The 13,457-nt window shown below is 72.5% G+C and carries 12 protein-coding genes; 7 read left to right on the top strand and 5 right to left on the bottom strand.

Features of this window, described 5'->3' with window-relative positions; genetic code table 11:
• Window positions 1–12 precede the first annotated feature (12 nt).
• Window positions 13–420: a hypothetical protein gene (locus tag VGD70_RS25045; protein WP_331085420.1), complete on the bottom strand. Its 408-nt coding sequence runs from the start codon at window positions 418–420 to the stop codon at window positions 13–15.
• A 180-nt stretch (window positions 421–600) separates the two neighbouring features.
• On the opposite strand from VGD70_RS25045, the gene VGD70_RS25040 reads away from it, so the two are divergent.
• The 5 genes from VGD70_RS25040 to VGD70_RS25020 are packed head-to-tail and all read left to right on the top strand — an operon-like array spanning window position 601 to window position 5,807.
• Entirely contained in the window at window positions 601–1,203 is a 603-nt protein-coding gene (locus VGD70_RS25040; RefSeq protein WP_331085418.1) for a heme-copper oxidase subunit III, read from the top strand.
• Window positions 1,204–1,235: 32 nt separating this feature from the next.
• Window positions 1,236–2,033 carry a c-type cytochrome gene (locus tag VGD70_RS25035; protein ID WP_331085416.1) on the top strand — a complete coding sequence of 266 codons (798 nt, stop codon included), beginning with the start codon at window positions 1,236–1,238 and terminating at the stop codon, window positions 2,031–2,033.
• Window positions 2,030–3,172, top strand: a complete 1,143-nt coding sequence (locus VGD70_RS25030) for a ubiquinol-cytochrome c reductase iron-sulfur subunit (RefSeq protein ID WP_331085414.1) — start codon at window positions 2,030–2,032, stop codon at window positions 3,170–3,172. The genes VGD70_RS25035 and VGD70_RS25030 overlap by 4 nt, the downstream gene beginning before the upstream one ends.
• On the top strand, window positions 3,169–4,851 hold the full coding sequence (locus tag VGD70_RS25025; RefSeq protein WP_331085412.1) for a cytochrome bc complex cytochrome b subunit: 1,683 nt from the start codon (window positions 3,169–3,171) through the stop codon (window positions 4,849–4,851). Before VGD70_RS25030 ends, VGD70_RS25025 begins: the two co-directional genes overlap by 4 nt.
• A 29-nt stretch (window positions 4,852–4,880) precedes the next feature.
• The gene (locus VGD70_RS25020) at window positions 4,881–5,807 is read left to right on the top strand and encodes a tat pathway signal sequence (protein ID WP_331085410.1); all 927 of its coding nucleotides are present in this window, start codon (window positions 4,881–4,883) and stop codon (window positions 5,805–5,807) included.
• A gap of 10 nt (window positions 5,808–5,817) precedes the next feature.
• Here VGD70_RS25020 and iolB read toward each other — a convergent pair whose 3' ends face one another.
• The 4 genes from iolB to VGD70_RS25000 are packed head-to-tail and all read right to left on the bottom strand — an operon-like array spanning window position 5,818 to window position 10,196.
• Complete coding sequence (gene iolB / locus VGD70_RS25015; protein ID WP_331085408.1) at window positions 5,818–6,681, bottom strand: 5-deoxy-glucuronate isomerase; 864 nt, start codon at window positions 6,679–6,681, stop codon at window positions 5,818–5,820.
• Complete coding sequence (locus VGD70_RS25010) at window positions 6,678–7,562, bottom strand: Cgl0159 family (beta/alpha)8-fold protein (protein ID WP_331085406.1); 885 nt, start codon at window positions 7,560–7,562, stop codon at window positions 6,678–6,680. Before VGD70_RS25010 ends, iolB begins: the two co-directional genes overlap by 4 nt.
• Window positions 7,552–8,493: a 5-dehydro-2-deoxygluconokinase gene (gene iolC, locus VGD70_RS25005; RefSeq protein WP_331085404.1), complete on the bottom strand. Its 942-nt coding sequence runs from the start codon at window positions 8,491–8,493 to the stop codon at window positions 7,552–7,554. The genes VGD70_RS25010 and iolC overlap by 11 nt, the downstream gene beginning before the upstream one ends.
• The gene (locus tag VGD70_RS25000) at window positions 8,490–10,196 is read right to left on the bottom strand and encodes a DEDD exonuclease domain-containing protein (RefSeq protein ID WP_331085402.1); all 1,707 of its coding nucleotides are present in this window, start codon (window positions 10,194–10,196) and stop codon (window positions 8,490–8,492) included. The genes iolC and VGD70_RS25000 overlap by 4 nt, the downstream gene beginning before the upstream one ends.
• Before the next feature lie 74 nt (window positions 10,197–10,270).
• Between VGD70_RS25000 and VGD70_RS24995 the strand changes: the two genes are divergently transcribed.
• Both VGD70_RS24995 and VGD70_RS24990 read left to right on the top strand, forming a co-directional pair.
• Window positions 10,271–11,629, top strand: a complete 1,359-nt coding sequence (locus tag VGD70_RS24995) for an NYN domain-containing protein (RefSeq protein ID WP_331085400.1) — start codon at window positions 10,271–10,273, stop codon at window positions 11,627–11,629.
• Window positions 11,630–11,731: 102 nt separating this feature from the next.
• The coding region (locus tag VGD70_RS24990; protein ID WP_331085398.1) for a D-alanyl-D-alanine carboxypeptidase family protein at window positions 11,732–13,457 on the top strand (1,726 nt) is incomplete at its 3' end.

Here is a 13,457-nt window from a genome sequence, read left to right as displayed (position 1 = left end):
CTCACGATTCGATCACCCTTGATAGACGGGGAGCTGCTTGTTGCGCAGCACGTCGGCGACGGTCTCGGCGGCGGCCAGCGGGTCGAGCGGGTGCACGATCACCGCGTCGGCCTGCGACCAGGTCGCGAGCCATCGGTCGTCCTTGCGGCGGATCGCGATCACGATCGGGGGGCAGGCGGCGATCTCGTTCTTGAGCTGGCGGCACAGCCCGATACCGCCCGTCGGCTGGGACTCGCCGTCGAGGATGGCCAGGTCGACCGCGCCGCTGTCCATCGCCATCAGGACCTCGGAGATGGTGGCGGCCTCCTCGTACTCGACGCGGCCGATGTCGGCGGCCGGGCGGCGGCCGACGGCTGTGATGATCGTCTCCCGGACCTCGGGCCGGTGGCTGAACACCAGGATCTTCAGCGGCGAGCTCATGATGGGCGTCCTCCGGCGGAAACGAGACGAGACCAAGCCCAGGTCCGGACGACCTGATGCTATCCGGCGCACCAAGATCGGGTTCAGGTGCCCGGCCGTCGGTCGGGGATCGGTCGAGCACCCGCGACGCGCCGTGGACCCGATCAGTCCCATGACGCCGGGGCAGGCAATAATGCCCGCGTGACGACAGCATCGCCTTCCATCAGCCAGCGTGTGCACTCGCTGAGCCGGCCCAACATGGTCAGCGTCGGCACCATCGTGTGGCTGTCCAGCGAGCTGATGTTCTTCGCCGGCCTGTTCGCCATGTACTTCACGGTCAAGGCGCAGAACGACAGCAGCCACTGGCCCCCGCCGCCAACGCATCTCGACGTGCCGTACGCGCTCGTTGTCACAATCGTGCTCGTCGCCTCGTCATTCACGTGTCAGATGGGTGTCTTCGCGGCGGAGCGGGGTGACGTGTTCGGGCTCAGGCGCTGGTACACGATCACGTTGGTCATGGGCACGTTCTTCGTGCTCGGCCAGGCCAACGAGTACCGCACGCTCATCGCCGAGGGCACCACGATCCCGTCCTCCGCCTACGGCACCGTGTTCTACCTGGCCACGGGCTTCCACGGGCTGCACGTGACCGGCGGCCTCATCGCCTTCGTGTACCTGCTCATGCGCACGAAGATGAGCAAGTTCACCCCGGCCCAGGCCACGTCCGCCATCGTCGTGTCGTACTACTGGCACTTCGTCGACGTCGTCTGGATCGGCCTCTTCAGCGTGATCTATCTGGTGCCGTGACGTCGAGCTGAACCTCAGGGGTTGTCACTTAGATGAGCAAGAAACGCAGGGCCCGTACGAAGGCCCGCCGCCGTCTGGCCGGCCTGCTGGCGTTGGCCATCGCGCTGATCGGCATCGGATCGCTGTACAGCCTCCTGGTCCCGCAGCCGCAGACCGCGCAGGCCCAGGAGGACCCCGCGGTGGTGCGTCAGGGTGAGCAGATCTACAACAACACCTGCATCACCTGCCACGGGCAGAACCTCGAGGGCGTCAAGGGCCGCGGCCCGAGCCTGATCGGGATCGGTGAGGCGGCGGTCTACTTCCAGACCTCCACCGGCCGGATGCCGGCCGTGCAGCAGGGTGCGCAGGCCGCGGAGAAGCCTCCGGTGCTCACGCCGAAGGAGATCGACGCGATCAGCGCGTACATCCAGGCCAACGGCGGCGGCCCGGTGCTCCCCAAGGAGCGTGGCGCCGCGCTGCGCGGGGACAACCCGGCGCGCGGCGGTGAGCTGTTCCGGCTCAACTGCGCGTCGTGCCACAACTTCACCGGTCGCGGCGGCGCGCTGTCCTCCGGCAAGTCCGCCCCGTCGCTCGACGGCTCGACCGAGCTCCAGATGTACGCGGCCATGCTGTCCGGCCCGGACAACATGCCGCGCTTCTCCGAGCGCCAGCTCTCGCCGCAGGAGAAGAAGGACATCATCAGCTACGTCAAGTCCGTGACGGACGGGAACAACAACCCCGGCGGTGACGCGCTCGGCGGTCTGGGCCCGCAGTCCGAGGGTTTGATCGGCTTCATCGTGGGAATCGCCGCGCTGCTCGGCATCACGTTGTGGATCGGGGCTAAGCAATGAGTGTGGATCACCCGGACGTTCCGCCGGAGGTGCCGAGCGACGAGGACCTCGCCCGGATGGACCGGGACGAGCTGGTCAGGCTCGGCACCAAGCTCGACGGCGTCGAGCTGGTGGAGTACCCCGACCCGTGGCCGGTCAAGGGCACCCGCGCGGAGAAGCGCGCCGAGCGGATGGTCGCGTTCTGGTTCGCCGTGTCCGGCCTCACCGGCCTGGCCTTCGTCGTCGCGTTCATCTTCTGGCCGTCGAAGTACGTCGCGCCGGACCAGGACGGGTACTTCCTGTACTCGCTCTACACGCCGGTCCTCGGGCTCACCCTGGGCATCGCCATCCTCGCGCTCGGCGTCGGCGTCCTGAACTACACGCGGAAGTTCATCCCGCACGAGATCGCGGTGCAGGAGCGGCACGACGGCGGCTCCAAGGACGTGGACATCAGGACGGTCGTCGCCCAGCTCGCCGACACCGGCCACCGCAGCACGATCGCCCGCCGGCCACTGATCAAGCGCTCGCTGGCCTTCGGCGGCGGCGTGCTCGGTCTCGCCATCACCGTGGTCCCGCTGGGTGGCCTGCTGCGCAACCCGCACGCGCAGTCGTCGAACGAGAACGGCCTGCTGCACACCGGCTGGCTACACCACGGCGCCGAGAAGGTCTTCCTGCGTCGCGACACCGGCGACCCCAGCCAGGTCGAGCTGGTCAGCCCGGCCGACCTCGACGCGGGCTCGATGGAGACGGTGTTCCCGTTCCGCGAGTCCGAGCGCGGCGACCACGAGGCCCTCCTGAAGGCGCTCAACCGGGCCGACAACCCGGTGATGCTCATCCGCCTGCGCCCCGACGACGCCCAGAAGGTGATCAAGCACGCGGGCCAGGAGGACTTCAACTACGGCGACTACTACGCGTACACGAAGATCTGCAGCCACGTGGGCTGTCCGACCTCGCTGTACGAGCAGCGCACCAACCGCATCCTCTGCCCGTGCCACCAGTCCCAGTTCGACGCGCTGCAGTACGCGAAGCCGGTCTTCGGTCCGGCCACCCGCAAGCTCGCCCAGCTGCCGATCAAAATCGACCCGGACACTGGATATTTCATCTCGACAGGTGATTTCATCGAACCTGTGGGTCCCGCGTACTGGGAGCGCAAGTCATGAGCGGTCTGACGACACCGACGAAGCCCGACAACCTCGTCATGCGCGCAGCGGGCGGCGCGGCGAAGTGGGCCGACGACCGGTACCACCTCGCGGGCGGTATGCGGCGCCAGCTCAACAAGGTCTTCCCGACGCACTGGTCGTTCCTGCTCGGCGAGGTCGCGCTCTACAGCTTCATCGTGCTGCTGCTGTCCGGCACGTACCTGGCGCTGTTCTTCGACCCGTCGATGGCCGAGGTCACCTACCAGGGCTCGTTCGCGAACCTGCGTGGGCTGGAGATGACGCGCGCGTACGAGTCGACGCTCTACCTCTCCTTCGACATCCGCGGCGGCCTGTTCGTCCGGCAGGTGCACCACTGGGCGGCGCTGCTGTTCATGTCGGCGATCGTCGTGCACATGTTCCGCACCTTCTTCACCGGCGCGTTCCGGCGCCCGCGTGAGGCCAACTGGGTGATCGGGATCCTGATCTTCATGCTCGGCTGCATCGAGGGCTTCGCCGGCTACTCGCTGCCGGACGACCTGCTCTCCGGCGCCGGCCTGCGGATCCTGTCCGGCCTGATGATGTCGATCCCGATCGCCGGAACCTGGATCAACTGGCTGATCTTCGGCAGCGAGTTCCCGGGCACGGAAGTGATCCCACGGCTCTACACCCTGCACATCCTGCTCGTGCCGGGCATTCTGCTGGCGTTGATCGGCGTCCACGTCGGGTTGGTGTGGTACCAGAAGCACACCCAGTTCCCGGGCGTGCGGCGCAAGGAGACCAACGTCGTCGGCGTGCGGATCATGCCCACGTTCGCGCTCAAGGCCGGCGGCTTCACGGCCGTGGTCATCGGCGTCACCGCGCTGATGGGCGGGCTGTTCCAGATCAACCCGGTGTGGAACTTTGGCCCGTACAACCCCGCGCACATCTCGGCGGGCACGGTGCCGGACTGGTACATGGCCTGGACGGACGGCCTGGTCCGACTATGGCCGGCGTGGGAGGTCTATCTCGGGAACTACACGATTCCCGCGCCGTTCTTCCCGTTCATGGCCGGCCTGCCCCTGCTGACGGGCCTCGCCGTGGTCTATCCATGGCTCGAACGGAAGTTCACCAAGGACTACGCGCACCACAACCTCCTGCAGCGCCCGCGGGACGTGCCGGTACGCACCAGCCTCGGCGTCATGGCCATCACGTACTTCATGGTGGCGCTGCTGTCCGCGGCCAACGACGTGCTGGCCGAGAAGTTCGACATCTCGCTGAACGCCACCACGTGGATGGGCCGGATCGGGTTGCTGCTGCTGCCGCCGCTGGCCTACGCGATCACCTACCGCATCTGTCTGGGCCTGCAGCGCTCCGACCGGCAGGTGCTGGAGCACGGCGTGGAGACCGGCATCATCAAGCGGCTGCCGCACGGTGAGTTCATCGAGGTCCACCAGCCGCTCGGCCCGGTGGACGAGCACGGCCACCCGATCCCGCTGGAGTACCAGGGCGCGCCCGTGCCGAAGAAGATGAACAAGCTCGGCTCCGCGGGTGAGCCGGTGGCCGGCTCGCTGCTGCGGGCCGACCCGCCGGAGGAGACCGCGGCGCTCGCCAAGGCGCGGGCCGCGCAGCACGGGCACCCGCCCGAGCAGGTGGAGTCCGGCACCAGCGAGACGGGCTCGACGGTCGCCACGAGCCAGGAGGACCCGTCCAAGAAGCTCTGAGCCGGACACGGTTGAGCAGGGTCGTCGCGGTGGTCGCGACGACCCTGTTCGTCGTTGGCGCGTGCGGGTCGCCGGTGCACGACGTGCGGCCGGCGGCCGGGTTCCGCTCCCTGCCGCCCACCGCGTCGTCCGCGCCGCCGCCCACGTCCTCCGCGCCGCCGCCGGCAACCTCGACCACGCCGCCGCCCCCGGCCACCCCGGCGTGCGCGGACACCGGGTTCGACTGCGACCTGCAGACCCGGTTCGCCGCGGCCGACGCCTACGTCGACGGCCGGCCGGGCACCGCGGGCATCGTCGTGCACGACCTGCGCACCGGCGCCGAGTGGCACAACGGGCACGCCGAGGACCTCACCTGGACGGCGTCCACGATCAAGCTGGGGATGGTCGTCGACCTCTACACCCGGCAGCGGGCCGGCGAGATCAGCCTCACCGCGGAGGACCGGTCGCTGATCCACGCGATGCTGCACACGTCGGACGACAACGCGGCGGACACCCTGTGGTTCCGGTACGCGGGCGCGGACCACATGTCGTTCAACGACAACTTCCCGCACTACGGGCTGACCTCGCTGGTGCCGAAGGCGGGCTTCACGAAGTTCTACCCGTACTGGGGCTTCCAGAAGTGCACGCCGGAGGACCTCGACCGGCTGATGACCTACGTGCTCACCAAGCTCCCCGCGGACGAGCGGTCCTCGATCGTGGAGGAGCTGCGCTCGGTCGACGCGATCCAGCAGTGGGGGGTGTGGGGTGCCGGCCCCGCCGCGCGGCCGGGCAACAAGGACGGCTGGTCCGAGGAGCAGGGCGGCTGGGTGATGAACACGGTCGGCTTCGTCGGCGAGGGCGAGCGGTACGTGCTGACCGTGATGAACAACCTGCGCGGCGAGGGCGGCTACGACACCGGCCGCGCCACCGTGACCCACGTGGCCGAGCTGATCTTCGGCGGCTACTTCCCCGGCTGAGCGGCCCTGCTCACGCGCGCGGCCGGGACGTGAACGGCAGCCTCGGGTCCGGCTGCTCGCCGGCCCACGTGTCGCGGATCCAGGTGTGTGCGGGGTCGTCGGTGATGAGCCAGGCGCGTTTGTCGGCGGGGCCGGCCATCACGTTGAGGTAGTAGAGGTCGTAGCCGGGGGCGGCCATGGACGGGCCGTGCCAGCCGTGCGGGATGAGGACCACGTCGTCGGTGCGGACCTCGGCCAGCACGTCGATGGGGCCGGCCTCGGAGGCGTACACGCGCTGGTAGCCGACGCCGTCGCGGGCCACCTGGAAGTAGTAGATCTCCTCGAGCTCGCACTCGGTGTCGCCGGCCCGGTCGTGCTTGTGCGGCGGGTAGGAGGACCAGTTGCCGCCCGGGGTGAGCACCTCGCACGCGATGAGCTTGTCGGCCTCGAAGCTGTCGGGGGTGCAGAAGTTGTTGACCTGGCGGCTGCACCGGCCGGCGCCGCGGAGCTCGACGGGGACGTCGGCGGCGGGCACGTACCGGGCGGGCAGCCGCTTGTAGCAGACCGCGGAGGGCAGCGCGACCACCGCGCCGTGGGTGGTGGTGAGCACGGCCGAGGCCTCGCGCGGCAGGTACGCGAAGTCGGTGGGCCCGGCGAAGACGTCCTGCCGGCCGAGCAGCTCGAACGTCTTGCCGTCGACCTCCACCAGCACGCCGTCGCCGGACAGCGGGAGCACGAGCGTCTCCGCCACGTCGGTGAACACCTCGTACAGGGTGCCCGGCGCCAGCGCGAGGACCTTGAGCCCCGAGTAGTCCCAGCCGGCCGACAGTGGCGTGACGACGACCCGGTGCCGGTCGTCGGCGATCGACCCGGCGGGCCGGTAGAAGTCAGTCATAGAAGCTCCGCAGCGGTGTCGACGGCGTGGGCGACGTTTCCGTCCGGTGGGTAGAGCAGCGAGCGGCCCACGACGAGGCCGCGGACGGTGGGGTGTCGCAGGGCCTTGTCCCAGCGGGCGTAGGTGGCGTCCGGTTCGGCCGAGACCTCGCCGCCCAGCAGCAGGGTGGGCAGAGTCGTGGCGGCCAAAACCTGTGCCATGTCATCCCCGCCGTCGCCGATGACCGGGACCTTGAGCCACGTGTAGGCCGACGTGTGGCCGAGGCCGGCGGCGATCGTGAGCGCCGTGGTGGCCGCCCCGACGGACAGGTCGTTGCGCAGCACCCCGCCGGCGCGGCTGGACAGGAACGGCTCGACCATCGCGACGAGGCCCGCGTCGGCCAGGCCGCCGACCGCCTTGGCGCACGCCTCGAGCGTGGGCGCGGTGCGGTCGTCGGCGAGGTCGACGCGCAGCAGCATCTTGCCGCCGTCGAAGCCGAACCGGCGGATGGCGTCGACGGTGTAGCCGGTGAACCGGTCGTCGAGCTCGAAGGACGCGCCGGCCAGCCCGCCGCGGTTCATCGAGCCGAACACGCCGCGCTCGTCCAGGGCGCCGAGCAGCAGCAGGTCCTCCAGGATGTCGGCGGTGCCGAGCACGCCGGTGACCCCCGGCCGGGCGAGCGCCTCGACCAGCCGGGTGAGGAGGTCGGCCCGGTCGGCCATGGCCATGGGGTCGGCGCCGGCCCGCAGCGACCCGCGGGCCGGGTGGTCGGCCGCGATGACCAGCGCCCGGTCGCGGGCGCCGAGCAGCGAGCCGGGCCGCCGGGCCGCGGCCGCCTCGGCGATGCTGGCCGGGTCGGTGGCGCGCGCGTCGAGGATGCGCCGAAGCTCGTCAGCCCGCACGCGACATCAGCTCCTCGACCTCCCGCGTCGTGGGCATGGCCTCGGAGCATGACAGACGCGAGGCCACGATGGCGCCTGCCGCGTTGGCGAAGCGCATCATCCGCGCCGCGTCCCAGCCCGACAGCAGGCCGTGGCACAGCGCGCCGCCGAAGCTGTCGCCCGCGCCCAGGCCGTTGACCACGTCGATGGGGACGGGCGGCACTTCGACCTCGCCGGCGTCGTCGACGGCCAGCACGCCGGCCGGGCCCTGCTTGACCACGGCGAGCGAGACCCCCTTGTCCCGCAAGGCCTTCGCGGCCTCGCGCGGCTCGCGGGTGCCGACCGCGGTGTCGCACTCGTCGAGGTTGCCGACCGTGACCGTGGCGTGCGGGAGGGCCTCCTGGACCCAGCGCCGGGCCTCCTCGCGCGAGGGCCAGAACATCGGCCGGTAGTCGAGGTCGAGCACGGTGACGGCCCCGGCCGGGCGGGCGGCCAGCGCGGCGAGCGTGGCCGAGCGGCTGGGCTCCTCGCACAGGCCGGTGACCGTGGCCCAGAAGATCCGTGCGTCGCGGACCGCGTCGAGGTCGAGCTCGCCGGCGTTGATCTCGAGGTCGGGGGCCTTCGGGTAGCGGTAGAAGTAGATGGGGAAGTCGTCCGGCGGGAAGATCTCGCAGAACGTGACCGGCGTCGGCAGGTGGGGCACGGCGCTGACGAACCGGTCGTCGACGCCGAACTCGCCGAGCGCGCGGTGCACGTACTCGCCGAACGGGTCCTGGCCCGTCCGGGTGATGACCGCGACCCGGTGTCCGTGCCGCGCGGCCGCCACCGCCACGTTCGTGGGGCTGCCGCCGAGGTACTTGCCGAACGAGGTGACGTCCGCGAGCCCGACCCCGATCTGCTCCGGGTAGATGTCGACCCCCACCCGGCCCATCGTGAGCACGTCGAACGTCACCGGGACACCTCCAACCGCTCCAGTGCAGCATCCGCCCTGGTGAGCCAGCCGCGCCAGCTGGCGGCCGCCAGGGCCGGCTCGGTCCAGGGCTGGGAGCATCGAACCATCCGGGTGCCCGGCCGATCCAGCCAGCGCAGCACCACACCGACCTCCTCGGCCGGCGCGCCCCGCAGCGGACCCGGCTCGGGCAGCACCGTCTCGGCCGACGCCGCGAGCGCGTCGACGACCGGCATCGGCCGCACCCCGCGCCGCGCGACCCCCGCCGACGCCAGCCTGCCGTGCCGCACCACCGCGAACTGCCAGCCGCCCGCCCCGTCCGGCCGCGCGGCGATGAGCTCGGGCACCGCCGCGAGCGACGCCAGCCGCTGGCCCCGGTCGAGCGTGCGGACGAGCACCCGCATCCGGTCGCGGTCGAGCCCCGCCTGCTCGTAGCGCTGCGCCTCGGCGTGCGCGACGAGCCGGGACTCCAGGCGGCGCAACGGATCCAGCCGCCGGCCGGCCACCAGCGCCGAGAACGCGCCGACCGACGGGGAGTATTCGACGACGCTCTGCCGGCCCGCGCACGGCGCCGCGCACCGGTCGAGCTCGGCCAGCGCGCACGGCCGCGCCTGCGCCCGCTGGGCCGGGATGCGCACCGTGCACGGCCGCAGGCCCGTTGCGTCCTGCAGCGCGACCATGGCGTCCTCGGCGAGCCCGCGGGAGCGGAACGGGCCGAGCGCGCCGTCGCGCGGCAGCCGCACCAGCGACAGCCGGGGGAACGCCTCGTCGGTGAGCGTGACCCACCAGGCCTGCTTCGGGTTCTTCGAGCGCCGGTTGTAGGCCGGCTTGTGCGAGGACAGCAGCCGCAGCTCGCGGACCTGTGCCTCGAGCGGGTGCGCGCAGGTGACGTGGTCGACGCGCGTGGCCAGCGCGACCATCTCGCGTAACCGGCGGCGGGTCTCGCTGGCGGTGAAGTACTGCCGCACCCGGCGCTTGAGGTCGGTGGCCGTGCCGACGTAGAGCACCTCGTCGCTGGGCCCGCGGAACAGGTACACGCCCGGCTCGTTGGGCAGCTCGGCCGCCAGCGTGCGCTTGCGCCGCTGCTCCGGGGTGACCTCGGGGATGTAGTCGAGCAGCTCCTCGAGCGACTGCACGCCGACCGAGCCCACCCGCTCGAGCAAGGAGTGGAACACGTCGACCGTGGCCCGCGCGTCGGCCAGCGCCCGGTGGGTGGGCTTGGTGCGGGCCTGCAGCAGCTCGGCGAGCGCGGACAGCCGGCAGCTCGGCGCCTCGTCCCGGGTGAGCACCCGCCGGGCCAGCCGCACCGTGCAGACGACGGTGGGCCTGGGCCAGCGGTAGCCGTGGCGCAGGCAGGCCTTGCGGATGAAGTTGGTGTCGAAGCCGGCGTTGTGCGCGACCAGCACCGCGCCGGCGGCGAACTCGAGGAACGCGGGTAACACGGCGTCGAGGCGGGGCGCGGCGTAGACCATGGCGTTGGTGATGCCGGTGAGCGACACGATCTCGGGTGGGATGCCGCGCCCCGGGTCGACGAGGGTGGCGAACTCGCCCACCACCTCGCCGCCGCAGATCTTCACCGCGCCGATCTCGGTGACCGTGTCCTCGTCGCTGACGCCGGTGGTCTCCAGGTCGAACACGACGAAGGTGGTGGCGCGCAGCGGGGTGCCGAGCTCGTCGAACGCGAGTTGGCCGGCCGGCTTCGTCATGATCCGCAAGCTAGAGCAGGGCACCGACAAAAAGCCGGCGCGTGCGCTCCAGGGTGCCCGGCTAGCCTGTTGGGATGGCACCGTCGACCGAACCGGTTGGACCGGACGAGCTCGGGCACCCACCCGAGACCTCCGGCCCTGCTGAGTCCACTGTGGACTGGTCGGCGCTGCCGGACGCGGTCCGCGGCCGCATCGCGGAGCTCGGCGCCGAGGCCATCGGCGCCCTGCCCACAATGGACATCCCGCAGCAGCTGCGCGCGGTGGCCCGGTTCACCCCGGCCAAGCGGGCGCGGCTCGGTGGTGCGCCGCTGATCGCGAGCCTGCGTGACTCGACGGCCTTCCGCACGGCCGTCGTCGAGTGGAGCCGCAAGAACCGGCCGGCCGCGCTGGACCTCACCAGCGAGGACCCGGTGGCGGTCGCCGCGGCGGCGGTGCTGCTGGGCGAGGAGACCGCGGGGCACTACCTGGAGCTGGTGGCGCGCCGGGCGTCGGACGCCACGCTGCGCGCGCAGCGGGACTCGGCCGTCGTGCGGGCCGATCGGGCCGAGACGGAGCTGGCCAAGCTGCGTGGCGAGCTGGACTCGGTGCAGGACGCCGTCGACCGGGTGCGCCAGGAGGGCGAGGTCGAGCTCGAGCGGCTGCGCAAGCGCCTGCGCGAGCAGGGGGTGAAGGTGCGCGAGGCCCGCGACGCGGCGGCGAAGGCGAGCACGGAGATAGAACGCATCCGCGCCGAGGCCGACGCGTCGCTCGCCGCGCTCACCGACCAGCGCGCCCGCGAGCAGGAACGCGCGGAGACCGAGCGTGCCCGCGCCGAGCGGGCCGAGGCCGACGCCGAGATCGCCCGGCAGTCCGCCCGCGAGGCCCGCCAGGCCGACGAGGTCCGGCTGGCCCTGCTGGTCGACACGCTCGACGGCGCGGTCACCGGCCTGCGCCGCGAGCTGGCCCTCGGCGGCTCCGGCCCGCGCCCCGCCGACCTCGTGCGCGGCGCCACCGAGGCGCACGGCTCGGTGAGCCGGGTGGAGGACCCGGCCGCGCTGGAGCGGCTGCTGGCGCTGCCGTCGGTGCACCTGGTGGTCGACGGCTACAACGTCACGAAGACGGGCTATCCGGAGCTGTCCCTGTCCGACCAGCGCGACCGCCTGATCCGCCAGCTGGCCGCGCTCGCGGCCCGCACCTCCGCCGAGGTCACGCTGGTGTTCGACGGCGCCGGCGTGGTCGCCGTGCCCACCACCTCCCCCCGCGGCGTCCGCGTCCTGTTCTCCGACCCGGGTGTCCTGGCCGACGACGTGATCCGGGCGCTGGTCACCGCGGAGCCCGAGGGCCGCCCGGTGATCGTGGTGACCTCGGACCGGGCCGTGGCCGACTCGGTGCGGCGCCGGGGCGCGCACCCGGTGCCGTCGGCGGTGTTGCTGGCCCGCCTCGGCCGCTCCTGACCTTCTGTACGTGCGCGGTGCCCGCGGCGTTCACGCCGAACCGGATCGGGTGACGCATCCCCGACCCCCGCCGGGCGTTGTTACCGGTATAGGAGGTGGGGGTTGCACGCCATCAGGGCACGTGCCAGTGTCTGCGCCGGGTTGGCGCTGACGGCTGCCCTCCTCCTGGCGCCGCCCACCGGGGCCCAGCCGGGCCCGGAGCCAGGCGCGCCGGGTGAGCCGCGCACCGACCCGCGACCCGGCGAGGCGTTCGCCGACCCGAAGGTCGCCCAGCTCCAGCGGACCGCCGCCGGCGTGCAGCGCGAGCTCGCCGACCTGGCCGGCAAGATCCACGACGCCGAGCGCGACCTCACGACGGCCACCGAGGCGGCCGCCGCCGCGCGGACCGCCCGCGAGCGGGCCGACGCGACGGTGCGCGAGCAGCAGGCCGACGTCGACGCCTACTCCGCCGCCGTCTACGCCTCGCTCGCCCAGCCCGCCGAGCTGCGTGCCCTCATGTCCACGGGCCCCGAGGACTTCCTCGACGGCGCCGGCCTCCTCGACCGCCTCCGCGCCGACCAGGACACCCGGCTCGCCGGCGCCGTCCGCCGCCAGGTCGCCGCCGCGGCGGCCGAGCGTGCCGCCAACGCCACCCAGGCCGACGCCGCGGGTCGCCAGGCCGACCTCGACCGGCGCACCGACGACGCGAGCAACCGGGCGGCCGCCGTCTCCTCCGAGCTCGGAGGCGTGGTCGCGGACACCAACGCGGCCGTCGTCGAGCAGCAGCGTGGTCAGCAGCAGCGCAACGAGCGGACCGCCGCCAGCTGGCGCGCCTACGTCGGCAAGCTCGCCAAGGCCGGGGTCGTGCCGCCGCCCGCGGCCGCCCTGCGCGACCCCGCCAGGCTGCCCGCGGGCCTGACCCCGCTGGGCGGCCAACGTGGTGTGGCCAGCATCACACTGCCGTCCGGCGAGGTGCTCCTGGTGCTCCCGAAGGAGACGATCGCGGCCGTCAGCAAGGCGGTCGACGCGCTCGGCAAGCCCTACGTCCCCGCGCGCGGCGGCACGGGCCCCGACGCGTACTCCTGCGCCGGCCTCGTCCAGGCCGCGTTCGGCGGTCTCCCGGCCGCCCCGAAGGACCAGCTGGCCGTGCTGCCGGCCGTGCCCCGCGACCAGGCCCAGCCCGGTGACCTGGTCTTTCTCGGCCCGAAGCGGTACGGCGTGCAGGGCGTCGGCATCGTCCTCGACGAGCGCACCATGCTCACCGCGGACGCGCGGCTGGCCGGCGTCGTGGTCACCGACCTGCCCGCGGGCGACACGGTCCTCGGTGTGGCGCGCCCGTCGCTGCCGGCCGGTCCGGCGCGTCCGGTGCCCAAGGCCGACGACGGCGGCCTGCCCTGGCGCTGCGGCGGTGTCGAGCTGCCGCCGCGCGCTCCTGGTGAGGCCCCCGGTGCCTGGGGCGGCTACCCGAACGGCTTCATCCCGCTCACCGCGCTGTGCCCGATCGGCGTCGGCCAGCACGTGCTGCGCTGCGACGCCGCGGCCGCGTTCGGCGCGCTGACCAGCGCGTATGCCGGCACGTTCGGCCGGGGCATCTGTGTCACCGACTCCTACCGCACGTTCGCCGAGCAGGTCCGGCTCTACGGCACCAAGCCGTCGCTCGCCGCCGTGCCCGGCACCAGCAACCACGGCTGGGCCCTGGCCGTCGACATGTGCGGCGGCGCCCAGTCCTTCGGCAGCGCGGAGTACGCGTGGCTGGCCGCGAACGCGCCGGCCTTCGGCTGGTCGAACCCGCCGTGGGCGCGCCCGGGGCAGGGCCGCGAGGAGCCCTGGCACTGGGAGTTCACCGGTT

This window comes from Actinophytocola sp., from assembly GCF_036402745.1.
GTDB lineage: Bacteria > Actinomycetota > Actinomycetes > Mycobacteriales > Pseudonocardiaceae > Actinophytocola.
The sequence above is the reverse complement of the archived record's forward strand: the minus strand, read 5'-3'. Positions and strand labels throughout refer to the sequence as shown.